Source organism: Caulobacter sp. GW821-FHT09B11 (assembly GCF_059418205.1).
Window position 1 is genome coordinate 5,011 of record NZ_JBWKPK010000043.1, and the last position, 23,401, is coordinate 28,411.

20 protein-coding genes are annotated in these 23,401 nt (G+C 69.1%); 11 read left to right on the forward strand and 9 right to left on the reverse strand.

The features are described from left to right. Positions 1-111: 111 nt before the first annotated feature. A complete protein-coding gene (locus AC07N1_RS23055) occupies positions 112-1,026 on the forward strand; it encodes a tyrosine recombinase XerC (RefSeq protein ID WP_494673913.1) in 915 nt (304 codons plus the stop codon). Between the two features lie 197 nt (positions 1,027-1,223). Here the strand turns inward: AC07N1_RS23055 and AC07N1_RS23060 are convergent, their stop codons facing one another. Further along, positions 1,224-3,179 carry a sulfatase-like hydrolase/transferase gene (locus AC07N1_RS23060; RefSeq protein ID WP_494673914.1) on the reverse strand — a complete coding sequence of 652 codons (1,956 nt, stop codon included), beginning with the start codon at positions 3,177-3,179 and terminating at the stop codon, positions 1,224-1,226. 251 nt (positions 3,180-3,430) lie between these two features. Here AC07N1_RS23060 and AC07N1_RS23065 point away from each other — a divergent pair, with 251 nt between their 5' ends. Next, entirely contained in the window at positions 3,431-5,440 is a 2,010-nt protein-coding gene (locus AC07N1_RS23065) for a methyl-accepting chemotaxis protein (protein WP_494673915.1), read from the forward strand. A gap of 177 nt (positions 5,441-5,617) precedes the next feature. Here the strand turns inward: AC07N1_RS23065 and AC07N1_RS23070 are convergent, their stop codons facing one another. Continuing rightward, positions 5,618-5,911, reverse strand: coding sequence for a GIY-YIG nuclease family protein (locus AC07N1_RS23070; protein ID WP_494673916.1), 294 nt, complete (start codon positions 5,909-5,911; stop codon positions 5,618-5,620). Between the two features lie 330 nt (positions 5,912-6,241). Between AC07N1_RS23070 and AC07N1_RS23075 the strand changes: the two genes are divergently transcribed. Next, positions 6,242-7,045, forward strand: coding sequence for a hypothetical protein (locus AC07N1_RS23075; protein ID WP_494673917.1), 804 nt, complete (start codon positions 6,242-6,244; stop codon positions 7,043-7,045). A 107-nt stretch (positions 7,046-7,152) separates the two neighbouring features. Here the strand turns inward: AC07N1_RS23075 and lpdA are convergent, their stop codons facing one another. Next, on the reverse strand, positions 7,153-8,556 hold the full coding sequence (lpdA, locus tag AC07N1_RS23080; protein ID WP_494673918.1) for a dihydrolipoyl dehydrogenase: 1,404 nt from the start codon (positions 8,554-8,556) through the stop codon (positions 7,153-7,155). 393 nt (positions 8,557-8,949) lie between these two features. On the opposite strand from lpdA, the gene AC07N1_RS23085 reads away from it, so the two are divergent. The 4 genes from AC07N1_RS23085 to AC07N1_RS23100 all read left to right on the forward strand — a co-directional run bounded on the left by AC07N1_RS23085 (position 8,950) and on the right by AC07N1_RS23100 (position 12,848). Beyond that, positions 8,950-10,455 carry a S10 family peptidase gene (locus AC07N1_RS23085; protein ID WP_494673919.1) on the forward strand — a complete coding sequence of 502 codons (1,506 nt, stop codon included), beginning with the start codon at positions 8,950-8,952 and terminating at the stop codon, positions 10,453-10,455. 147 nt (positions 10,456-10,602) lie between these two features. Beyond that, positions 10,603-11,262 (forward strand): peroxiredoxin, encoded by a 660-nt coding sequence (locus AC07N1_RS23090; protein WP_494673920.1) that lies wholly within the window; start codon positions 10,603-10,605, stop codon positions 11,260-11,262. 4 nt (positions 11,263-11,266) lie between these two features. Further along, positions 11,267-12,319, forward strand: a complete 1,053-nt coding sequence (locus AC07N1_RS23095; RefSeq protein ID WP_494673921.1) for an MBL fold metallo-hydrolase — start codon at positions 11,267-11,269, stop codon at positions 12,317-12,319. Between the two features lie 40 nt (positions 12,320-12,359). Beyond that, positions 12,360-12,848, forward strand: a complete 489-nt coding sequence (locus tag AC07N1_RS23100; RefSeq protein WP_494673922.1) for a GNAT family acetyltransferase — start codon at positions 12,360-12,362, stop codon at positions 12,846-12,848. Between the two features lie 112 nt (positions 12,849-12,960). On the opposite strand, the gene ppk2 is transcribed toward AC07N1_RS23100, so the two are convergent. Then, positions 12,961-13,737 (reverse strand): polyphosphate kinase 2, encoded by a 777-nt coding sequence (gene ppk2, locus AC07N1_RS23105; RefSeq protein WP_494673923.1) that lies wholly within the window; start codon positions 13,735-13,737, stop codon positions 12,961-12,963. Between the two features lie 46 nt (positions 13,738-13,783). On the opposite strand from ppk2, the gene AC07N1_RS23110 reads away from it, so the two are divergent. Further along, on the forward strand, positions 13,784-14,500 hold the full coding sequence (locus AC07N1_RS23110; protein WP_494673924.1) for a 16S rRNA (uracil(1498)-N(3))-methyltransferase: 717 nt from the start codon (positions 13,784-13,786) through the stop codon (positions 14,498-14,500). A 319-nt stretch (positions 14,501-14,819) separates the two neighbouring features. Continuing rightward, a complete protein-coding gene (locus tag AC07N1_RS23115) occupies positions 14,820-16,181 on the forward strand; it encodes a glutamate--cysteine ligase (protein WP_494673925.1) in 1,362 nt (453 codons plus the stop codon). 186 nt (positions 16,182-16,367) lie between these two features. On the opposite strand, the gene AC07N1_RS23120 is transcribed toward AC07N1_RS23115, so the two are convergent. After that, positions 16,368-17,000 (reverse strand): lysoplasmalogenase, encoded by a 633-nt coding sequence (locus AC07N1_RS23120; protein ID WP_494673926.1) that lies wholly within the window; start codon positions 16,998-17,000, stop codon positions 16,368-16,370. Next, on the reverse strand, positions 16,993-17,415 hold the full coding sequence (locus AC07N1_RS23125) for a YkvA family protein (protein WP_492856622.1): 423 nt from the start codon (positions 17,413-17,415) through the stop codon (positions 16,993-16,995). The genes AC07N1_RS23120 and AC07N1_RS23125 overlap by 8 nt, the downstream gene beginning before the upstream one ends. A 55-nt stretch (positions 17,416-17,470) precedes the next feature. Here AC07N1_RS23125 and AC07N1_RS23130 point away from each other — a divergent pair, with 55 nt between their 5' ends. Then, positions 17,471-18,253 carry an SDR family NAD(P)-dependent oxidoreductase gene (locus AC07N1_RS23130; protein ID WP_110120766.1) on the forward strand — a complete coding sequence of 261 codons (783 nt, stop codon included), beginning with the start codon at positions 17,471-17,473 and terminating at the stop codon, positions 18,251-18,253. 396 nt (positions 18,254-18,649) lie between these two features. Here AC07N1_RS23130 and AC07N1_RS23135 read toward each other — a convergent pair whose 3' ends face one another. The 3 genes from AC07N1_RS23135 to AC07N1_RS23145 all read right to left on the reverse strand — a co-directional run bounded on the left by AC07N1_RS23135 (position 18,650) and on the right by AC07N1_RS23145 (position 22,600). Continuing rightward, positions 18,650-19,003, reverse strand: coding sequence for a YdbL family probable chaperone protein (locus AC07N1_RS23135; RefSeq protein WP_494673927.1), 354 nt, complete (start codon positions 19,001-19,003; stop codon positions 18,650-18,652). A gap of 14 nt (positions 19,004-19,017) precedes the next feature. Beyond that, positions 19,018-19,197 carry a YnbE family lipoprotein gene (locus AC07N1_RS23140; protein ID WP_492856619.1) on the reverse strand — a complete coding sequence of 60 codons (180 nt, stop codon included), beginning with the start codon at positions 19,195-19,197 and terminating at the stop codon, positions 19,018-19,020. A gap of 142 nt (positions 19,198-19,339) precedes the next feature. After that, positions 19,340-22,600 (reverse strand): intermembrane phospholipid transport protein YdbH family protein, encoded by a 3,261-nt coding sequence (locus tag AC07N1_RS23145; protein ID WP_494673928.1) that lies wholly within the window; start codon positions 22,598-22,600, stop codon positions 19,340-19,342. Positions 22,601-22,836: 236 nt separating this feature from the next. On the opposite strand from AC07N1_RS23145, the gene AC07N1_RS23150 reads away from it, so the two are divergent. Then, positions 22,837-23,310 carry a GatB/YqeY domain-containing protein gene (locus tag AC07N1_RS23150; RefSeq protein ID WP_494673929.1) on the forward strand — a complete coding sequence of 158 codons (474 nt, stop codon included), beginning with the start codon at positions 22,837-22,839 and terminating at the stop codon, positions 23,308-23,310. The last annotated feature ends 91 nt before the right edge of the window (positions 23,311-23,401 follow it).

Sequence of the window (23,401 nt, forward strand, 5' to 3'; positions counted from 1 at the left end):
CCCCCCCCCCCCCCCCGTTCTCAGCTTCCGCGAAGCTGACAGCTCTTGCCCCAACTCCCCCCTCCGTCGCCTTCGGCGACACCTCCCCCAGAGGGGGAGGATCTTCCTGCCATGACCGCCCGCGAAGCCCTGGCCGCCTGGCTCACCCACCTCGCCGACGAGCGCCGCGCCTCGCCGCGCACGGTGCGGGCCTATGGCGACAACGTGCTGGCCTATCTGAACTTCATCGAGGGCCACAACGGCGGCGGCCTGTCGCTCAAGGACCTCGGCGCCGTCTCGGCCGCCGACCTGCGGGCCTATCTGGCCTTCCGGCGCTCGGGCGATCATCCGCTGTCGCCGCGCTCGGTCAGCCAGAGCCTGTCGTCGATCCGCGCCTTTCACCGCTTCCTCGACGCGCGCCTTTCCACGCCCAACGCCGCCATCGGCCTGGTGCGCGGCCCGCGCATAAAGGTCGGCGCCCCGCGTCCGGTGTCGGAAGACCAGGCCCGCGGCCTGCTGGCCGAGATCGCCCTCGATCCCGACCGCGAGGAATGGGAGGCCGCCCGCGACGAGGCGGTGCTGACCTTGCTGTGGGGCTGCGGCCTGCGGATCTCCGAGGGCCTGTCCCTGACCCGCGCCGACGCGCCTTTGCCTGAGACGCTGCGAATCACCGGCAAGGGCGGCAAGACCCGGATCGTGCCAGTGCTCGACGCCGTGCGCGCGGCGGTCGACGCCTATGTCGCCGCCCTGCCCTTCGTGCTGGGACCGGACGAACCCCTCTTCAGGGCCAAGCGCGGCGGACCGCTGTCGCCGCGCCACGTGCAGGCGGCCATGCAGTTGCTGCGCGGACGCCTGGGGCTGTCGGATCGCGCCACGCCCCACGCCCTGCGCCACAGCTTCGCCACCCACCTGCTGGGCGCCGGCGCCGACCTGCGCTCGATCCAGGACCTGCTGGGCCACGCCTCGCTGTCGACGACGCAGCGCTATACGCAGGTCGACGCCGAGGGCCTGCTGGCGGCCTACGGCAAGGCGCATCCGCGGGCTTGAGAGCCACCACGCACCCACAATTCGTCATCCCGGCCGAAGCGTAGCGTAGAGCCGGGACCCAGGGGTCGCCGCAATGCGCCGGCCGACGCTGGGGCGGCGAACCCAACCACCGCGCCCGGTCCCCTGGGTCCCGGATAAGCCCTTCGGGCTTTCCGGGATGACGAGGGTTGGGGTTTTGCTGGGGCGTGGGAAAGCCGTCAGGAAAGATCCCTTTCCTCCAGCGCCGCCAGCAGCGCCGCAAGCCGGTCCACCTCGGGCTGCAGCGCCGGGTCCAGGCGGGCGCGGGGCGGGTCGGCTTCGACGTAGACGAGGTTCACCGCCTCGTTGGGATCGTCGAGCAGGTCGTACATCTCCCACTCCTGCCCCGCCTTGCCCGACGGATCGAAATAGCGGCTGAGCTTGAAGCGTTGGGTGCGCACCGAGCGCACGTGGTTGGGCTGGCGCACCGAGCCGGGGGCGATGTCCACCGGCGGGCGCTTGGGATTGCCGGCCCGCAGCTTCTCCACCGCCACGTCGAACACCGCGAACTCCTTCTCGCACTTGGTGTTGTGCGCATTGTTCAGCGGCGGCGAAGGGGCGGTGATCTCGTCGTCGGTGATGAAGAGGACGCCCTGGCGCTCGCAGCCGTCCGGCTCGATCACCCTGTCGGTCTCGCCGCGGATCAGCGGGGCCAGGTTGACGCCCGGCAGCGGGGGAACGGGCTGGGTCTTGGCCAGCACCCCGGCGATGGCGTCGCGCTCGGCTTCATGCACGCCGGCCAGGCCCAGTATGGTCGGCAGGATGTCGACGTGGCTGGTCAGGGCGTCCTTGGCCAGCGGAACGCCGTCCGGGGTCTCGATGCTGGCCAGGGCCGGCGGGAAGCGCACGACCACCGGCACGTGCAGCGCCTCCTGATAGGCCGTGTGCCACTTCTCGATCATCATGCCGTGCGCCCCGGCGTACTCGCCGTGGTCCGACAGGAAGACGACGATGGTGTTGTCGGCCTGGCCGGTCTCCTCCAGCGTCTTCAGCACCGCGGCGATGTGGACGTCGACCACGCTGTGCAGCCAGCCATAGAGCTGGACGAAGGCCTTCACCCCGCCGCGCGGATCGTCGGTCAGCTGGAACGGGATCGGGCCTTGCAGGGCGATGTCGGCCGCCGCCTCCAGGGCCTGCTGCTCGGACTGGGTCGGCAGGGCGCGGGCGACGTTGAAGCCGGTCTTGGCGTTCAGGGCCAGGCCCATCTTCCAGGCGTAGTCGGCCTGGCACGAGGGCTTGCTCGACAGGTCCTCGTTCCAGGTCGGCGGCACGTGCCCGCAGTCCTGCGGGAAGCCGCCGGGATTGAGCGGGATGGTCGCCGTGCCGGCGGTCGGGGCCGGCGTCTTCTGGCCCTGGAGGGGCACGGTCAGCGGGTTGAAGATTCCCTGCACGCCGCTGTCGTCGGGCGTGGGCAGGGCCTGGCCGATCACCGCCGGATAGGTGGCGATGTCGTGCGGGTTGGTGAAGGAGGCGACCGCGAACCACGGCTTCAGGTCGGCCGGATCGGGACCCGAGGCGTAGGGGTCGATCGACTGCGCCGTCGCTGTCGCGCGGTCGTAGTTCACCGCCAGGGCCTGGCGGCGGATGAAGCTGCATGCCGCGTCCGAGAAGCCGGCGTCGCGATAGAGGCCCAGGTTGTTGGTCGCCGCCCCGTGCGGCTCGGGCCAGCTTTCCTCCCAGTCGTCGAAGCCGAAGTCGCGCAGCGAGTGGTTGGGCGGATCGCTGACGTGCCACTTGCCGAAATAGTGGGTGGCATAGCCGGCCTGGCGCATCCAGCTGCCCAGGGTGGGGATCCCGTCGGCGGCCAGCCACGGGAAGTTCGGCGAATCGCCGCTCTTGAACAGGCCGTCGGTCTGGGTGACGCCCGTCCGCGTACCGTACTGGCCGGTGTAGATCACCGTCCGGCTTGGCGTGCAGGCGCTGGCCGCCACCGTGTGGTTGGCCAACAGCACGGCGTTGTCGCGCAGGGCCGTCAGCCCCGGGAAGTATTGGGCGTAGTGGTTGCCCGGCTCCAGCGGCTGGAAGCCCAGCACCGCCTTCAGGTCCTCGTCCAGCCCGTGCAGGGGACCATAGGAAAAGCGCGGAAAGCGGTACTGGTCGCAGGTGATCAGCAGGATGTTGGGCCGTTGAGCCATGGTCGCCTCCCCAGGTCCGGGCGCGTTCGCCCTGGGCCGGAAGCTGACGTCAAAATTGCAACGGAACTGTGCTCGCCTTCACACTTGGTCGGCAAGGCGACCGACGATCTGCGACAAGCGGTCGCGGGGAAACGGGAAAACTCCCGGCTTAACCACGCTTTTACCGCGCACCCCGCTTTGTGAAGTCCAAAGATGAAACACCTCCGGCCGCGCTGCGGCGTGCGGGGGAACGCTGAAAGCGGGACCGCCTGATGAAACTCGACGATCTGAAGATCGCCACCAAGGTGATGCTGCCGGCCATCGTGCTGGCGCTCGTCGCCGTCGCCTGCGTGGGCGTGGGCGTGTGGCAGCAGAAGAAGCTGGAATCCGCCGTCGTGCGGATCGTCGAGCAGCGCGCCCCGGCCGAACTCGAGATGGCCCGCTTCAACCGTCGCGTCTCCGGCATCGGCTACGCCGCCTACCGCACGGTCGCCAACAGCGGCTCGTCGGAAGCCGCCGGCCAGGCCTCGAAGGAAATCGACGACAACTTCAAGAGCGGCAACGAGCGCCTCGACAAGGTCGCCCAGGCCGACCCCGAGACCGCCAAGGACGTGGCCGGCTTCCGCTCCCGCTTCAAGAAGGTCTACGACAGCGGCCGCCAGGGCGCTGACCTCGGCCTGCAAGACGCCAATGAAGCCGCGATCATGGTCATGGCCGTGATCGATCCGGACATCACCGCCCTGACCAAGGACGTCTCGGCCTGGACCGACAAGCATTCGGCCGAGACCCAGGCCACCGTCGAGAAGGCCCGCAAGGACGGCGCGACCGGCGTCGCCATCACCATGCTGTTCGGTCTGGTCTCGGCCGCCGCCGCCCTGATGTTCGCCGTCTGGATCGGCCGCAGCAAGATCGCCCGCCCGCTGATCAACCTGTCCAAGACCATGGAAGTCCTGGCCCAGGGCAGCGTCGACGTGAACGTGGTCGGCGCCGATCGCCGCGACGAAGTCGGCGCCATGGCCCGCTCGGTCCAGGTGTTCAAGGACAACGCCCTCGCCCTGCGCACCGCCGAGGCCGCCCAGCAGCGCGCCGCCGCCGAGACCGAGACCGAGCGTCGCAAGAACGAGCAGGTTCGCGAAGCCGCCGCCAAGGAGCAGGCCTTCGTCATGGAAGCCATCGCCACCGGCCTGAACCGCCTGGCCGAAGGCGACCTGACCTACCGCGTCGACGCCGACTTCCCGGCCGACTACAAGCGTCTGCAATCGGACTTCAACGGCGCCATCGCCCAGATGGAAGACGCGATGCGCACCATCGTCCACGCCGCCAACGGCATCGGCGCCGGCAGCGATGAGATCGCCTCGGCCGCCGACGACCTGTCGCGCCGCAGCGAGCAGCAGGCCGCCAGCCTGGAAGAGACCGCCGCCGCCCTGGACGAGATCACCGCCACCGTCCGCCGTTCGTCGGCCGGCGCCCAGGAAGCCGCCCGCGTTGTCGGCTCGACCCGCGCCGACGCCGAACGCTCCAGCGTCGTGGTCAAGGGCGCCGTCGACGCCATGCAGCAGATCGAGAAGTCGTCGAGCGAGATCAGCCAGATCATCGGCGTCATCGACGAGATCGCCTTCCAGACCAACCTTCTGGCCCTGAACGCCGGCGTCGAAGCCGCTCGTGCGGGTGATGCGGGCAAGGGCTTCGCGGTCGTGGCCCAGGAAGTGCGGGCTCTCGCCCAGCGCTCGGCCGAAGCGGCCAAGGAGATCAAGACCCTGATCTCGACCTCGTCGCAGCAGGTCAATCAAGGCGTGTCGATGGTCGGCCAGACCGGCGAGGCCCTGCAGGCCATCGTCTCCAAGGTCGGCGAGATCGACGCCCTGGTCGGCGAGATCGCGGCCTCGGGCCAGGAGCAGGCCACCGGCCTCAACCAGGTCAACGCCGCCGTCAACCAGATGGACCAGACCGTCCAGCAGAACGCCGCCATGGTCGAGCAGTCGACCGCGGCCAGCCACTCGCTGAAGGGCGAAGCCAACGGCCTGATGCAGATGATCTCGCGCTTCCGCGTCGCCGGCGCAGAGGCCACCCGCGTCTCGGCCAGCGGCGGCCAGGTCCGCCGCAGCGCCCCGCCGCCGGTCTCGCGTCCGGCTCCGGCCCGTCCCGCCCCCAAGGCGGCCGTGTCGCTGGCCGGCGCCGACAGCCGCCCGGGCGTCAACCCGGTCCGCTCGGCCCAGGCCAAGCTCGCCGCCTTCGCCTCGTCGGCTCCTGCCGCCAGCAGCGACGACTGGGAAGAGTTCTGATCCCGATCTAGTGCGCGTACCGCCCCGCGTATCGGAGGCGTATCCTCCTCATGACTACCAGCCCCGCCGGCCCGTCCGGCGGGGTTTTTGTTTGGTCAGTCGCTCGTGCACAAACGCTCGTCATCCCGGCCGAAGCGCAGCGAAGAGCCGGGACCCAGGGGCCACACGCACCGCCGTTCAGCAGTTCAGGGTCTCATAGAGGTCCAGCCACAGCGGGTTCATCCGCTCGATCAGTTCCAGCTTCCACGCTCGCCGCCAGCGCTTGATCAGCTTCTCGCGCTGGATGGCCGCGCCGATCTCGTCATGAACCTCGTACCAGACGAGCCGCGTGACGCCGTACTTGCTGGTGAACCCTGGCGTCAGTTTCTCGCGATGCTCCCAGACCCGACGCGACAGGTCGTTGGTTACGCCCACATAGAGCGTGCCGTTGCGATCGCTCGCGAGGATGTAGACGTAGGAAACGCGCTCCATTTCGCCCTCGAATTCGAGAACAAAATAGAAACATCAGGAAGCCGCCAAGGCAATACCCGCGGCCCCTGGGTCCCGGCTCTTCGCTGCGCTACGGCCGGGATGACGAACTAGGTGTGCTTGGGCGTATCGCCCTACTTCCGCCGGCTCACCACCATCGGCGCGTCCACCGGGCGGGCGGCCCGAATTCGACCAGGCGTCTCAATCTGAGGTCTGCCCCGCCGATCCGGTTGCATGGGCGGAATCTCGATGCAATTCGTGATTGATCGCATGGCCGACGCACGCTTTCCGGCCGCCTGCGAACCACGCCGCGCAATCCATGGGGGAAACCAAATGCCCGACGGCACGACGACCGACGACTTCTTCGACGAGCTCTCGACGATACAGCACACCCTTGCCTACAACTGGCCGGGAAACACCGAGGTCGGGCCCTGGGACTCGTCGGTCGCCGTCATCAGCAAGGCGCTCTCCGTCAGAGGCGAAAGCGGAGAAGTCTACGACTATTTCCTGATCGACCTGGTCGGCTGGGCTTCCCTGGACACCATCGGCGACCGGGCTCCCACGGGCTACCGCCTCTACGTCTCGTACGTCCAGCCGGCGGGAGAGCCTCTGGGCCTGGAGGCGACCTCGCCGAACACCACGGTGGCGGCGGAGAGCTACACCTCGGGGGTCAGCTGGACGTTCACCGGCAGCATCGGCTTCTCGCGCAACGGCCTCAGCGTGTCGGTCGGGGGCTCACGGACGATCTCGCACGTGACGAGCAGGTCGGTTTCGGACCTTCAGATCCTCAACCGGTCGGGCATGCACGGCAGCCCCAACTGCGATTGGGAATACATCATCGCCAAGGGCTCGACGGAGGCCAACGGCCAGACGCCGCTGCTGGCCCAGATGCTGGTGCGCCGTCCGCATTCCACCGATCCGCTGCAGTACCAGGTCGAGGTGGACGCCTATTTCAACAACGACGGCCTGAGCGACGACCTGGACTGGACCGGACTGGACGCGCACTTCCTCGGCTTTTCGGGCGACAACCTCGCACCGCTGGAAATCGGCAACGCCCGCATCGCCAAGCAATACAACCTGACGATCGACGCCCCGCCGCCGCCCGCGCCGGCGCCAGCACCAACGGCGGCCGCCTGACATGGAAAAGCCCCGCCGTCGCCGGCGGGGCTTTCCGATCTTCGAATGGGGCGGGCCTGCCGGCCCGCCCTTATCCTTTAGGCCGGCCCAATCCTAGGGCTGCCCAGTTAGGCCTGCATCGTCCAGCCTTCGACGCCCATCGCCGCCTGGCGGATGGCTTCCGAGCGGGTCGGGTGCGGGTGGCAGGTGCGAGCGACGTCTTCCGACGAACCGCCGAACTCCATGGCCACGCAGACCTCGGCGATCATGTCGCCGACATTGGGACCCACGGCGTGGGCGCCCAGGATGCGGTCGGTCTTGGCGTCGGCCAGGATCTTCACGAAGCCGTCGCCCTCGTGGTTGATCTTGGCGCGGCTGTTGGCCAGGAACGGGAACTTGCCGACCTTGTAGGCGACGCCCGCGGCCTTCAGCTCGTCTTCCGTCTTACCGACGGTGGCGACTTCCGGCTTGGTGTAGATGACGCCCGGGATGATGTCGTAGTTCATGTGGCCGGCCTTGCCCGCGATCAGCTCGATGCAGGCCACGGCCTCGTCCTCGGCCTTGTGGGCCAGCATCGGACCCGAGGTCACGTCGCCGATCACCCAGATGCCGTCGACGCCGGTCTTGTAGTGGTCGTTGGCGATGACGCCGCGCTTGTCCGGGGTGATGCCCACGGTTTCCAGGCCCAGGCCTTGGGTGAACGGGCGACGGCCGATGGCCACCAGCACGTAGTCGGCCTGCAGGGTCTCGGCGGCGCCGCCGGCCACGGGTTCGAGGGTCAGCTCGGCCTGCTTGCCCTTGTCGGCCGCACCGGTGACCTTGGCGCCCAGCTTGAACTTGAAGCCCTGCTTGGTGAGGATCTTCTGGAAGGCGGTCGCCACTTCGGTGTCGGTGCCCGGCAGGATGCGGTCCAGGTACTCGACGACGGTGACTTCGGCGCCCAGGCGGCGCCAAACCGAACCCAGCTCCAGGCCGATGACGCCAGCGCCGACCACGATCAGGCTCTTGGGGACGGCCGGCAGCGACAGGGCGCCGGTCGAGTCGACGATGCGGCCGGCGTTGTCGACGCTCACGCCCGGCAGCGGGGTGGGCTCCGAGCCCGTGGCGATGACGATGTTCCTGGTCTCGAGGACGCGTTCCGAACCGTCTTCGGCCTTGACCACGACCTTGCCGGGTCCGTCGATGCGGCCCCAGCCCTTCACGTACTCGACCTTGTTCTTCTTCATCAGGAACTCGACGCCCTTGGTCAGGGCTTCGACGCTCTCGGCCTTCTGGGCCATCATCTGGTCGAGGTTCAGCTTCGGCTTCACTTCGATGCCGAGCTTGGCGAACTCGCCGCCAGCGGCGGCTTCGTAGTATTCCGAGGCGTGCAGCAGGGCCTTGGAGGGCATGCAGCCGACGTTCAGGCAGGTGCCGCCCAGCTTGCCGCGACCTTCGACGATCGCGGTCTTCAGGCCCAGCTGGCCGGCGCGGGTCGCCGCGTTGTAGCCGCCGGGACCGCCCCCGATGATGACGACGTCGTATTGGGCCATGGGATCTTCGCCTTGGAGCAACGCGCCGGACCGGCGCCGGACAGAATATGGGGTCGGCAAGACGCTTTGGCAGGCCTGGCCGAGGCGGGGCTACTCCTAGTGCGGCGGGGGAGAAAACGGAACCCGTTTTTCGTGCTTAGTCGTGATCGGACAAGGGAAATCCGGCCCGGCCGCCCGCGTCTTGCACAATCACGCGCTGCACCGGCGGCGGGCACGTTCTTGCCGCGCGCCCACTTTTCCGCGCCGTCCTTGCCGACAGCTTGGCCATGCTCTAGCCATTTCGACCTCACCCGAGCGCGTCGGGGAAAGCGAGCCCCGTTCGCCGCCTGATCGCGCCCGATACGGACGAAGGCTAGAGCCCTCCGGCGCACCGGAAGGCTTTCGGGAGGCGACATGCTCAGCACTTGGAAGTCGTGGACCGCGGGGGCGGCCCTCGCGATCGGAATGATAGCCGCCGGCGCCTTGCCGGGAGCGGCCCTGGCCGACGAGGCCAAGGCGGCCGAAAAGCCGGCCGCCGTCGAGCTGCCCGCCTTCCCGGCCGACAAGTCGGCCAAGCAGACCACCGTCCTGGCCGGCAAGACCATCGCCTATACCGCCACCGTCGGCTCGCTGCCGGTGCGCGACGAGAAGGGCAAGAAGGTCGCCGAGGTGGTGTTCACCGCCTACACCCTGGACGGCCCGCGCGATCCCAACCGCCCCGTCACCTTCGCCTTCAACGGCGGCCCCGGCGCGGCCTCGGTCTATCTGAACTTCGCGCTGGGTCCCAAGCGCGTGCAGTTCGGCGCCGAAGGCGACAGCCCCTCGGCCCCGACGCGCCTGCAGGACAACCCGGCCAGCTGGCTGGACTTCACCGACCTGGTGTTCATCGACGCCGTCGGCACCGGCTTCTCGCGCAGCCTGACCACGCCCGAGGACAGCAAGAAGCGCTTCTATGGCGTCAAGCAGGACATCGACTACCTGTCGCGCATCGTCTTCGACTGGCTGGTCAAGAACGAGCGCCTGCAGTCGCCCAAGTACATCGTCGGCGAAAGCTATGGCGGCTTCCGCGGCCCGCGCCTGACCTACACCCTGCAGACCGACTATGGCGTGGGGATCAACGGCCTGGTGCTGGTCTCGCCGCTGCTGTCGAGCGCCGGCCGCACAGCCCAGGAGATCTCGCCGCTGCCGTCGATGTGGACCCTGCCCTCGATCGCCGCCGCCAAGCTGGAGCGTGAGGGCAAGCTGACCCCGGCCGCCATCAAGGAGGTCGAAGACTACACCCGCGGCGAATACATGGTCGACCTGATGAAGGGCTCCGATCCCGCCGCCCTGGATCGCCTGACCACCAAGGTCTCGGCCATGACGGGCCTGGATCCGACCTATGTGCGCCGCGCCGGCGGCCGGCTGGAGACCCAGTCGTTCCTGCGCGAGGTGTTCCGCCAGACCGGGCGCCTGGGCAGCCGCTACGACAGCAACGTCACCTCGCTGGATCCCTTCCCCTACGCGCCGGAGCAGGAGATCAACGACCCGATCCTCGACTCGATCATTGCGCCCACCACCAGCGCCATCGTCGACTTCACCACCCGCACCGTCGGCTGGAAGGTCGAGGGCCGCTACGAGGCGCTGTCTGGCGACGTCAACCAGGCCTGGGACCGCGGCCGCGGCCCCGACACCGAGTCGGTCACCGACCTGCGCAAGTCGGTCTCGGTGGACCCTAAGCTGAAGGTGCTGATCGTCCACGGCTACAACGACCTGTCGTGCCCGTTCTTCGCCTCGCGCCTGGTGGTCGACGCCATGCCGGCCACCGCCAACGGCCGCGTGACCCTGTCCAACTACGCCGGCGGCCACATGTTCTACAGCCGCCCCGACAGCGGCGCCGCCTTCCGCGCCGACGTCAGGAAGCTCTACGGCGCCCAGTAGGGCGCCTCTCCTCTGGAGGACGATCTGGCGGCCGCTCCGGAAACGGGGCGGCCGCCTTTTTCATGCGGGAATTGCATATCCCCGCCCTCGCCGCCCGATTAGCCTTCCGGCGCGTGTCCAGGACATGGACGGATCGGGGAAAAGCGGATGTCGCTTCGCATAAACGGCCTTGCGCCGAACTTCACGGCCGAGACCACCGAGGGGACGATCGATTTCCACGACTGGATCGGCGACAGCTGGGCGATCCTGTTCTCGCACCCCAAGGACTTCACCCCGGTCTGCACGACCGAGCTGGGCTACATGGCCAAGCTGAAGCCCGAGTTCGACAAGCGCAACACCAAGATCATCGGCCTGTCGGTGGATCCGGTGACCAACCACGCCCGCTGGGCGCAGGACATCGCCGAGACGCAGGGAACCGCGCCGAACTACCCGATGATCGGCGACACCGACCTGGCGGTCTCCAAGCTCTACAACATGCTGCCCGAAGAGATCGAAGGCGGCTCGGACGGCCGCACCGCCGTCGATAACGCCACGGTCCGCACGGTGTTCATCATCGGCCCCGACAAGCGCATCAAGCTGATGATCAGCTATCCGATGACCACGGGCCGTAACTTCGACGAGATCCTGCGGGTGCTCGACTCCATGCAGCTGACCGCCAGGCATCGCGTGGCCACGCCGGTGAACTGGAAGGACGGCGACAAGGTGATCATCGCCGGCTCGGTGTCGGACGAAGAGGCCAAGACGATCTATCCGGACGGCTGGGAGGCCCCGCGTCCCTATCTGCGCATCGTGCCCCAGCCGGCCTGACGTCATGCCGACGGGGGCCATGCTGTTCGAGACCTTCAGCGCCGGCGGCTGCCGGTCGTACCTGGTCGGGTGCGAGCGCAGCCGCGCGGCGGTGCTGATCGATCCGGAGCTCAGCCTGGCCGACCACTATCGCGGCTTCCTGCTGCGGAACGGCCTGTCGCTGCGCTACATCGTCGACACCCACACCCACGCCGACCACTTCTCGGCCGGCCGGTCGCTGGGCAAGGCGATGGGCGCGCCGGTGGTGATGCACCGGCTCAGTCCCGCGCCCCACGCCGAACTGCGGCTCGACGACGGCGACATGCTGGTGGCCGGCGACCTGAAACTGAAGGCCCTGCACACGCCCGGCCATACCCGCGACTCCATGTGCCTGGTGCTGGGCGACCGGGTGTTCACCGGCGACACCCTGCTGATCGGCGGCACGGGCCGCACCGACCTGCCGACCGGCGACCCGCACGCCCTGTTCGACAGCCTGTTCGACAAGCTGCTGAAGCTGCCCGGCGAGACGCTGGTCTACCCCGCCCACGACTACAAGGGCCGCAGCCACTCGACGATCGCCGACGAGATCGCCGCCAATCCGCGCCTGCGGAAGACCGAGCGGGCCGCCTTCGTGGCGATGATGCGCGACCTCGACCTGGCCGCCCCCACCCATCTGACCGAGGCCCTGCGCACAAACATGAGCGGCGGCAAGACCGTCGCCCAGCTGCTGGCCGAGGCCGCCGCCGTGGTGCCGTTCATGGCCCTGGCCGAACTCGACGATCGGCTGGGCGCCAACAGCAGCGCCGACCTGGTGGTCATCGACCTGCGCGAGAAAGAGGCCTTCGAGGCCGGCCATATCCGCGGCGCCCTGCATCTGCCGCGCGGCCAGCTGGAGCTGCGGGTCAACACCGCCCTGCCCGACCCGACCGCCCGCATCGTCACCTGCTGCGAGTTCGGCAAGATTTCGACCCTGGCCGCCGCCACCCTACGCGAGCTGGGCTACCAGCGCGTCACCGCCCTCGACGGCGGGGTCGCCGCCTGGCGCGAGGCCGGCCTGGCGCTCGATCTCCCCGGCTAGGGCGAACGAACCGGCCGCGCGTCTGCGGCGTTTGGGTCCCATGACCTACCTGACCCGAACCGTCTTCGCGGGCGCCAGCCTGCTGCTGATGCTGGCGGCCCTGGCGCTGATCGCGCTGGGGTTCATGGAGGCGGTGGACGGGCTGCGGGCGCCGGAGACGGCCGGCCCGGACGCCGTGCTCGACGCCCTGGGCTACATCATCGTCGCCATCGCCGTGTTCGACGTCGCCAAGTACCTGTTCGAGGAGGAGGTCACGCGCGGCAGCGAAAAACGCAGCGCCGCCGAGGCCCGCCGCAGCCTGACCAAGTTCCTGTCCACCGTGGTCATCGCCCTGTTCCTCGAGGCCCTGGTGATCGTCTTCAAGACCGCCCGGGAAGACGTCGCAAAGCTGATCTATCCGACCGGCCTGCTGGTGGCCTCGGTGCTGGTGCTGGTGGGCCTGGGCGCCTACCAGCGCTTCTCAGCCGCGGTCGAGGAGAAGGTCGGCGAGGAGGACGCGGCGGAAGAGCGAAAGGATAAGGCGAAGTAGGGCGGCGAGGTGCGTGGTCCCCGCCCTTCGACAAGCTCAGGGTGAGGACAATTGATAGGCTCGGGCTGTGGAAAACCTCGCCCTGAGCTCGTCGAAGGACGAGGTTTCGCCCCTACCGCGCCAGCCGCCCGTCACTGAGGGCCGCCGGTTCGAAGCGGAAGATCACCTCAGGATCCGGCTCGGGCACGCCCTTGAGGATCTTCTTGCCCGCCGCCCCCTTGGGCGCGGCGGTGTGCAGCAGCCAGCGGATGACGTTCAGCCGGGCGGCCTTCTTGTGGTCGGCCTTCACGCACACCCAGGGGGCGGTCTCGGTGTGGGTGCGCACCAACATGTCGTCGCGGGCGGCGGTGTAGTCGTCCCACTTCTCCTGGGCCACGGCGTCCAGCGAGCTGGTCTTGAAGGCCTTCAGCGGATCCTCGCGCCGGGCTTTCAGCCTTTCAGCCTGCACGTCCTTGTCGATATCGAGCCAGAACTTCGAGAACCGCATGCCGCTCTCGACCAGCATGGTCTCGAAGGCCGGCACGTCGCGCAGGAACTGGGCCTGCTGCTCGGGCGTCGAGAAGGCCATGACCTTCTCGACCCCGGCGCGGTTGTACCAGGAGCGGTTGAAGATCACCGCCTCGCCGCAGGCCGGCAGCCATTCGACATAGCGCTGGAAGTACCATTCGCTGCGCTGGCGCTCTGTCGGCGCGGGCAGGGCCACGACAGTCGTCTGGCGGCGGTGCAGGTGTTCGGTGATGCGGGCGATCGTGCCGTCCTTGCCGGCGGCGTCGCGCCCCTCGAAGATGGCCAGCAGCTTCCAGCCCTCCTTGATGGCGTGCCTCTGGAGGGCGATCAGCGCGATCTGCAGGTCGCGCAGCTCTTCGTCGTAGTCGCGGGACTTGGTCATGTGTGGAGCCTACCCCCAGAAAGGAAACCTGCGCTAGAAGGAGCGCATGATCCGCCTCTTCGTGCCCCAGCCGCTGTCCAAGGACGCCGGAATCGCTCCGACCCAGGAGCAGTCGCGCTATCTCGTCTCGGTGATGCGCCTCGCCGTCGGCGACGAAATCCTGGTGTTCAACGGGACCGACGGCGAGTGGCGCGCCAGCCTGGTCGAGGCCGGCAAGCGCGGCTGCCTGCTCAAGGCCGAGGAGCAGACCCGTCCCCAGGTCGTCACACCCGATCTCGATCTCGTCGTCGCCATGGTCAAGCGCGGCCGGGTCGAGACCATCGTCGAGAAGGCCGCAGAACTGGGCGCCCGCCGCGTGCGGCTGACGATCACCCGCCGCACCAACATCGACTACATGAAGCTGGGCCGCCTGGACGCCATCGCCATGGAGGCCGCCGAGCAGACCGGCCGCCTGGACGTGCCGGCGATCCTCGATCCCGAGAAGCTCGACAAGATCCTCGACGGCTGGGACCCGGGCCGGCGCCTGGTTTTCTGCGACGAGGGCGGCGATGCGAAACCCGCCATCGAGGCCCTGGCCGGCACGGGCGATCCCGCCGCCATCCTGATCGGCCCCGAAGGCGGCTTCGCCCCCGAGGAACGCGAGCGCCTGCGCTCGCTGCCCTTCGTCGTGCCGGTGTCGCTGGGCCCGCGCATCCTGCGGGCCGACACGGCGGCGATCAGCGCCATGACGCTGTGGCAGGCCGCGGCGGGGGATTGGAAGTAATCCCCCTCTCCCCTTGCGGGAGAGGGTGGCCCGCGAAGCGGGTCGGGTGAGGGTTCGAACACCCTGTCCGCTTCGACGGCGGATCGACCGGATGAGACGCCAACGTTCTGAGAGACCCCTCATCCGACGGCCTTCGGCCGCCACCTTCTCCCGCAGGGGGAGAAGGATCCTGGGTCCGAGACCGAACGGTAACGCTAATTGTAGCGGACCCTCTTGAGGTCGGCTAAGACGGCTCCCAACTGCGCTCCACGCGTTTCGTGGCGGTCGGGGGGAACGGGCCCCTCCCCTCCTGTGGCGTTCGATTTTAGGGGAGACGGCGATGGCCGACACCGCCAGCCTGGATCAGCGCCCGCTGACCCTCGAAGACCTGACCGCCTATTTCGCCAAGGGCAACAAACCCAAGTCCGCCTTCCGGGTCGGCGCCGAGCACGAGAAGTTCGGCTTCTATCTCGGCAGCCACACGCCCGTGCCCTACGAGGGCGACAAGGGCGTGCACGCCCTGCTGGTCGGCCTGCAGCGCTTCGGCTGGAAGCCGGTGATGGAAGGCGATGTGATCATCGGCCTCGAGCGCAACGGCGCGAACGTCAGCCTGGAGCCGGGCGGCCAGTTCGAGCTGTCGGGCGCGCCGCTGCTGACCATGCACGACATCTGCGAGGAGACCGGCGGCCACCTCGACGAGGTCAAGACCGTGGCCGACGAGCTGGGCCTGGGCTTCCTGGGGGTCGGCTTCTCGCCGCAGTGGAAGCGCGAGGAAGTCCCGGTCATGCCCAAGGGCCGGTACGTGATCATGCGCAACTACATGCCCAAGGTCGGGGGCCTGGGCCTGGACATGATGCTGCGCACCTGCACCGTGCAGGCCAATCTCGACTTCGAGAGCGAAGCCGACATGGTCGCCAAGTTCCGCATGAGCCTGGCCCTGCAGCCGATCGCCACGGCCCTGTTCGCCAATTCTCCGTTCACGGAAGGCAAGCCGAACGGCTTCCTGTCCGCCCGCGCCAACGTCTGGACAGACACCGATCCCAACCGCACGGGCCTGTTGGACTTCGTGTTCCAGGACGGCTTCGGCTTCGAGCGCTACGCCAAGTACCTGCTCGACGTGCCGATGTACTTCGCCAAGCGCGGCGACCGCTATATCGACCTGGCCGGCCGCAGCTTCCGTGACTTCATCGACGGCAAGATCGACGAGGTCGGCGGCGAGCGGGCCACGATCAAGGACTGGGCCGACCACGCCACCACCGCCTTCCCGGAAGTGCGCCTGAAGACCTACCTGGAAATGCGCGGCGCCGACGCTGGGCCCTGGAGCCGTCTCTGCGCCCTGCCTGCCCTGTGGACCGGCGTGTTCTACGACGACGCGGCCCTGGCCGCCGCCTGGGACCTGGCCAAGGACTGGACGGTCGAAGACCGCGAAGGCCTGCGCCGCGACGTGCCGACCCTGGGCCTGAAGGCCAAGGTCGCCGGCCGCACCGTGCAGGACGTCGCCAAGGACTTCGTCGCCATCGCCAAGCAGGGCCTGAAGGCCCGCGCCCAGCTGAACGGCGGCTTCCTCGACGAGACCATCTATCTGGGCGAACTGGAAGAGATCGCCGACAGCGGGATCACCCCGGCCGAACGCCTGCTGGAGAAGTTCCACGGCGAGTGGCAGGGCGACATCGGGCGGCTGTTCAGCGACGGGGCTTACTGAAAGCCGGGGGAAGACCCCTTCTCCCCTTGCGGGAGAAGGTGGCGGCCGAAGGCCGTCGGATGAGGGGTCTCTCAAACATGAGACGCCTCACCCAGCCTGACCGCCTTCGCGGCGTCGAAGTCTGAGAGACCCCTCACCCGACCTGCTTCGCAGGCCACCCTCTCCCGCAAGGGGAGAGGGATCGGGTCAGCGCAACATCCCCCAGGCGATCGCCGCCTGGCCGCCGATGTAGAGGAACCACACGGCCCAGGCCGTGATCCTCGCCGAACCGAAGAGCTTGGCGCCCTTGAAGAGGTCGAAAGCCAGGATCGCGTCCGAGGCCATGAACGCCACCGCCCCCGCCGTCGCCGGCCAGCGCGTGGTCGGCAGGGCCGCGGCGCTCACCACCATGGCCAGGATCGCCGCCACATAGGCCAGCACCGCCGGCCGCAGCGGTCCCAGCGACCCCCACAGCCGCCGCAGCATCACCGCCCCCACCAGCGCGGCGACCGGCGCGATGACGAAGAAGGCCTGGCTGGGCGTCGTGCGCTCGCGCCAGAACACGATCACATAGACGACGTGCCCAGCCAGGAACGCCGCCAGGCCGTAGGGCAGCCAGCGCTTGGGATCGCCGGCCAGGAACACGTCGCCCAGCGCGCACAGGGTCAGGGCCACGGCGAGCAGCACCGTGCCGCCTTCCAGATAGGCCAGCACCGCCAGGGCGCCGGTCGCGGCGGCCTTGACCACGGTGCGCAGGAACGACGGCGGCCGCTGCACGAGCACCAGGCCGTAGGCCAGGGCGCACGAGCCGCAGATCGCCCACAGCACGGTGTCAGTCATCCGACGAGAGCTTGGTGAGGAAGGCCTGGGCGGCGTCCTTGTGGCGGGGCTTGAGGTTCTTGCCGACGATGGCCAGCACTGCGGCGATCACGGCCGCGTCGTCGGTGAAACCGATGGCCGGCAGCAGGTCGGGAATGGCGTCGGTCGGCAGCACGAAATAGGCCAGGGCCGCGAACATCATGCCCTTGGCCGCGGCCGGGGTTTCCGGGTCGCGGGCGCACCACCACACCGACAGGGCGTCGGCGGCGAACGGCACCTTGGCGGCCACGCGGCGCATCTTCGGCCAGAAGCCGCGCGCCACCCGCTGCTCGTTGACCCGCACCGTGGCCGGCACCAGCGCCTTCCTGGGATCCAGCACGTCGTCGGGCGTGACGCCGCCGTTGACGTCGGGGGATGGTTTGGCGTCGGCGCTCATGGGGTTAAACCGCTCCTCAACACAACGATTAAACGCAACCCCAGGGGAAACGTCCATGAAACTCGACAACACCGTCGCCGCCGTCGTCACCGGGGGCGCTTCGGGCCTCGGCGAAGCCACCGCCCGCGCCCTGGCCGCCCAGGGCGTCAAGGTCGCCATCTTCGACATGAACGAGGCCCGCGGCGAAGAGGTCGCCAAGGAGATCGGCGGCGTCTACTGCAAGGTCAACGTCACCAGCGACGCCGACGTCGACGCCGGTTTCGAGAAGGCCCGCGCCGCCCACGGCCAGGAGCGGATCCTGGTCAACTGCGCCGGCGTCGGCAACGCCGCCAAGACCGCCAGCCGCGACAAGGCCACCGGCGAGACCAAGCACTTCCCGCTCGATATCTTCGACCGGGTGATCCAGATCAATCTGGTCGGCACCTTCCGCTGCATCGCCAAGTCGGCCAAGGGCATGCTCGACCTGGAGCCCCTGGAAGACGGCGAGCGCGGCGCCATCGTCAACACCGCCAGCGTCGCCGGCGAGGACGGCCAGATCGGCCAGGCCGCCTATTCGGCCAGCAAGGGCGGCGTCATCGGCATGACCCTGCCGATCGCCCGCGACCTGATGAACGACGGCATCCGCGTCAACACCATCCTGCCGGGCATCTTCAACACCCCGCTGATGAACGCCGCCCCCGACAACGTCAAAGCCGCCCTGGCCGCCTCGGTGCCCTTCCCCAAGCGCCTGGGGAATCCTGCCGAATACGCCCAGCTGGCCCTGACCATGATCACCTGCGGCTACTTCAACGGCGAAGACGTCCGCCTCGACGGCGGCATCCGCATGGCCCCGCGCTGATCCGGTTCCCTCTCCCCTTGCGGGAGAGGGTGGCCCCCGCCAGGGGGTCGGGTGAGGGGTCGCACCAACGCAAAACGCCGCGACGGCCGATCAGCTGTCGCGGCGTTTCACATCTGAGAGACCCCTCATCCGTCGGCTTCGCCGACACCTTCTCCCGCAAGGGGAGAAGGATCCGGGGTCAGATCCTCCCCCTCTGGGGGAGGTGGCGCGAAGCGCCGGAGGGGGGGACGTTTTCAGCTTCCGCTGCCTTAGCTCCTCCCCCGTGAAACGGGGGAGGTGGAGCGGCGCTATCAGCGCCGTGACGGAGGGGGCGACGGCCGGCACAGCGCCCAGTCTCGCCCCCTCCACCGCTTCGCGGTCCCCCTCCCCCGTTACACGGGGGAGGAGATAATCGGACTACTTCTTCACCCAGCCGCCGCCGAGGGGCTTCCAGTACTGCCCCGGCGCCAGGCGGGCGTAGAGCTGCTTGGCGGTGGCCTGGCCGGCGGCGTCGGCGGTGACGCCGGTCTTGGCGGCGGTGTCCTTGTAGACGGCCGCGCGGCCGGTGTTGATCTCGGCCACGGCGGCGCGCAGGTCGGCGTCGCCGCCCGACACGATGCCCAGGAAGCCGTCGGCCTGCTCGCCGATCGTGCCGGCGGCCTTGCCGGCGTCCACGGCGGCCTTGGCGGCGGCCGACTGGGCCAGAACGGGCGCTGCGACCGCGCCCAGGGCGGCCGCGATGGCCAGGACCGTCATCGTCTTGCGGATCATGGCGGTTCCTCCTCTTAGAACAGGTTCGGGTTCTGCTGGATCAGCGTCTGGACTTCCTTGTCCAGCCGCACCCGCACGTCGGCGTCCAGCTTGGCGTAGATGTTGATCGGATCGACCTTGACGCGGACGGTCGGGGTGCAGGCCATAAGGCCTCCCGCCGCCAGCAGGGTCGCGATCAAGACGCGCTTGTGCATGGCTTAGTCTCCAGTTCGGGGTTCACGTTGCGCGGTCACGGCTGAACCGGCGCTGAACGGCCCAAGTCTTTCATTCCTTGGAATGAAAGACGGCTTCTTTGCAATCGAGCGCGTTAGCCGGCAAAACCGCATACACTTTCGCCTAACGCGCTCGGTCCTCAGTCTCTTCCGCGAAACGACGGCCCCAGGCGGCCAGAAGCTCGTCGAAATTGAGCGAGGTGTCGAGCGTCAGGTCCACCGGCGTCTTGGCCGGCAGGGGGATCCGCCGCTGGAAGGCCTTGCCGCGGATCAGCTCCAGGATCCCCACCTTGGCCTTCTCGGCGACCTTGGGGTCGTGCTCGCCCTTGATGTGGAACAGCAGCGACAGGCGGCCGTTCGGCGTCGAATTGACCCCGGCCTCCAGGGTGTCGAACGCCAGGTTCTCCATGGCCTGGTAGGCGAAGTCCTGGATGGCGTTGACCGGCTGCTGGGCGACGGCGGCGTTGTTGGGATTGCCCGGGCTGTCGTTCTCGGCCTGGCTGGCGGTTTGATTGGCCTCGACGCCGGTCAGGGCCTCGCGGGCGATCGAGATGCGGCCGGGCTTGATGGCGTTCAGCTTGCCGTCCAGCAGCTTGAAGCCCTTGTCGCTGAACTGGAACGGCAGGCGGCCCGAGACCACCGCGTCCAGCTTGACCTTCTCGGCCAGGGTCGAGCCGGCGGTCAGTTCGCCCAGATCCAGGCCGTCGATGACGATGACGCCGCTGATCGCCTTGCCGTCCAGCGGCACGTCGATCGGCTCGATCGAGATCTTGCCTTTGGCCGCCGTAAGGCTGGCTTCGGTCACCTTCAGCGAGGTGGCGCCCAGGGTGAAGACCGCGCCGATCGCCTCCAGCGGCACGATCGAGTCGATGCGGGTGATCGCCAGCTTCTGGTCCGGCGCGCTGGTCAGCGGCGCCAGGCTGTCGAACTTCACGTCGCCGTTCAGCGTGGCCACGAAGCCCAGCGGACTGGCGCGGAAGTCCAGCCCCTGGGTCGAGACCTCGCCGCTGCTGGTCACGCCCTTGTCTGTCCAGTCGAAGCGGCCCTTGAAGCTGGCCTTGCCCTCGGCCTCGCTGGCGAAGGCGGCCATCGGGCTGACCGCCACCGGCTGTAGCCCCTGCTGCTTGGAAAAGACGATGTTCGAGGCGTCGATGACCGCCGAGCCGCGACCGCTCTCCACCCCATGACGAATGTCGATGCGGCCTAGGGCGAAGCCGCCGGCCGTGCCGACGTCGACGCCGCCGCTCCATACGCCCGAGGCCAGCACCAGCCGCCCCGTCGCCTTCACCGGCTCGAAGCGCTTGGCCGAGGCCGCGTCGACCAGCCGGCCTTCCGTCAGCCGCACCTCGGCGCGGTCGAAGCCCGCGCCTCCGCCGACGAACGTCCCGGCCACGTCCTGCGCCTTGGCCTCGGCGGCGGTGATCGCCCCGCGCCCGTTGGCGAAGCGCGCCTGGGCCTCCCAGCGGCCGTCGGCCACCCGCACCAGGGGGGCCGCGACCGGGCAGACGTCCAGGGCGATGTCCTGGATCGGCCGCTCGCCGGCCTCGCCCGCCTCGATGGCGGCGACGCTCACCGGCGTGCAGCCGGAGAGGCGCACGTCGAACACCCCGCCGGCGAAACGGGCCTGGCCCTTGGCGTTGACCTTGATCCCCTCGGCCGGCGGCACGTCCAGCGCGCCCGCCAGGGTGACGGGCGAGGTAAAGCCGGCCGCGTCGGCGCGCCAGTCGCTCGCCGTCAGGGTCAGCTCGGGCAGGCCGCCGCCCGCCAGGGCCAGGGTCGCCGAACCGCGCGAGACGCCGCCGGCGCTCTCGACCAGGCGGCCGCTTCCCGCCGTCAGCGTCGCCTTGGCGCCGCTCGCGGCCGCCAGCGTCACCGGCTTGCCGGCGAAGGCCGAAACCTTGCCGCCGCCGACCTCCAGCCGCAGGTCGGGCGCGTCGAGTTCGAAGTCGCCCAGGGCCTTGCGCGCGGCGCCGGCATAGGCGGGATTGGGCAGGCCGGCGGTCAGGCGCTCGGCGTCGGGCGCCGACACCGCGCCGTCCGCCCCCGCCCGGCCGGCCAGGCTCAGGTTCAGCCCTTCGCCGGCCCGGAACCGGCCCTTGACGTCCAGCACCAGGCTGGAGAGGCCCAGGCCGTCGCGGGCCGCGCGGCCGACGCCGGCCGCCACGCTGACCGCGCCCGTCAGGCCGATCGCCCCGCCCTTCGGCGCCGAGAAGGCCAGGTTCGAGGACTTCACATCCACCGACGCCCGGCTCAGCGCCGCGCCGCCGGCCAGGGCCTGGTCGGCCGTCCCGCGCAGCCGCGCCGGGCCGATGGCCCGCAGGCCGGCGGGGTCAAAATCCACCCGCATGGCGTCGCTGTCGATCTCGGCGGCGAAGCTGCGGGCCTCGACGCCGGGGGCGACCAGCCGGCCGCCCCGGGCCTGGCCCGACACCCGCGCGGCCGCGCCGCCCTTCTTGAAGTCGCCGGCCACCAGCCCCGCCAGGGTCAGGCGGGTCTCGACATCGGCCAGGCTGGTCTCGCCGGCCCGCAGGCCTTGCGCCTTGATCGACAGCTTGACGTCGGCCGGCCCGGTCGCCGCCAGCCGCTTGAGGTCGGGATAGGCGACGTCGGCCTCGAGGCGGGCGTCCGCCTCTTCCAGGTCGATCTGTTCGGCGTCCAGCCCCTCGACGTCGGCGCGGGCGTCGACGGTGAGGCGGTCGCCGCGCTTGCGGGCGCGCAGGGCCGCCCCGCGCAACTCGACCTGCAGATTGTCGGTGGCGTAGCGCATGGCCGCCACCGCCGCGTCCAGCCGCAGCAGCTGGCCGTCGTCGAGGCTGGCGTCGCCGGTCAGGCGGGCCACGCCGCCGGGGGTGTCGAGCGTCACCCGGGCGTCCTCGACCAGCACGGCCGGCCCGCCCTGCTTTTCCTCGCCGGGCGACTTCAGCGCCTCGTCGATCAGCGGCTGCAGCTTGCCGAAGGTCAGCCTCGTTCCGTCGTAGCGGGCGCGCAGGCGCGGGCTGGTGATGCGCACGGCGCGGGTGTCGATGGCGAACGGCCCGCCCGACCACGGGGCCGTCAGGTCGTAGGCCACCTCGATGCGCTTGGCCGAGAAATAGGGGTCGTTGGCCGGGCCGAGGCGAATGGAGCCGGCGAACCCGCTGGCGTCCAGGCTCTCGACCGAGATCAGCCCCTCGATGCCGCGCTCGGCCAGCCAGGCCTCGGCCAGCACGCGGCTGATCTCGCGCCGGCCGGCATAGGCGGAAAAGCCGAGCGCGATGAAGGCCATCATCGCGAACGACACGGCCTCCAGCCCGGCGTCGGCCAGGGCGGCCTTGTCGAGGCGGAGACCCCGCTTGGGTTTCGCGGTCTTCGGTGCGGAATCGGGGTCGGCGTGCGGCTCGGCCATCGGCCGCACCATGCCGCAAGCCGTGGCGTTTGTGAGGCCCCCGTTGCGGAAAAGTCTGGAAACCGACGGTATTGAAATGGGGAGAGGGACGCGCGGCCTTCGCTCGGCCTATCCCCTTCCTCCCGTCATTCCCGCCCTGGAGCCGCTATCGACACTCGCCCATTAGCGAACGCATCGAGAGGCCGCTATGAGTGGCTGCGGCACTACCGAATAGAGTGAATTGAAAGGACGACGACATGGTTTTGCTCGACGCGCTCAAAGCTGACCAACTCGCGGCGCGCAAGGTGAGCGACCGCCTGAAGGCCGACCTGCTCACCACGCTGATCGGCGAAGCCACGCAGATCACGACCGAGGAATTCAAGCGCGGCGTGACGGAAGTCACCGACGAAAAGGTCGTCGCCACCGTCGCGAAGTTCCTGAAGAACACGAAGCTGACGCTGGAAAATCTCGCGGCCGAACGGGCGCGCCTGATCGAAGCGGCCGGCGATGTGTCGAGGGTGGACGAGCGGATCAAGGCGGCCGAAACCGAACTGGCGATCCTGTCCTCCTATGGCCCCAAGCAGATGACGGAAACGGAGCTGCGAGAGGCCATCGACGACTTCCGCACCCAAAACCCCGACGCCAACGTCGGCGCGATCATGGCCCACCTGAAGACCAACTTCGGCGGCCAGTACGACGGCAAGGCGGCCAGCGCCCTGGCCAGGACTTAGTTGGCCAGGGCTTAGACTGAAGGGCGCCCTCGCCGCCGCCAGGCGCCGAGCCGTTCCAGCGTCCGCGATGGATCGCGAACAGAAGTTGGAA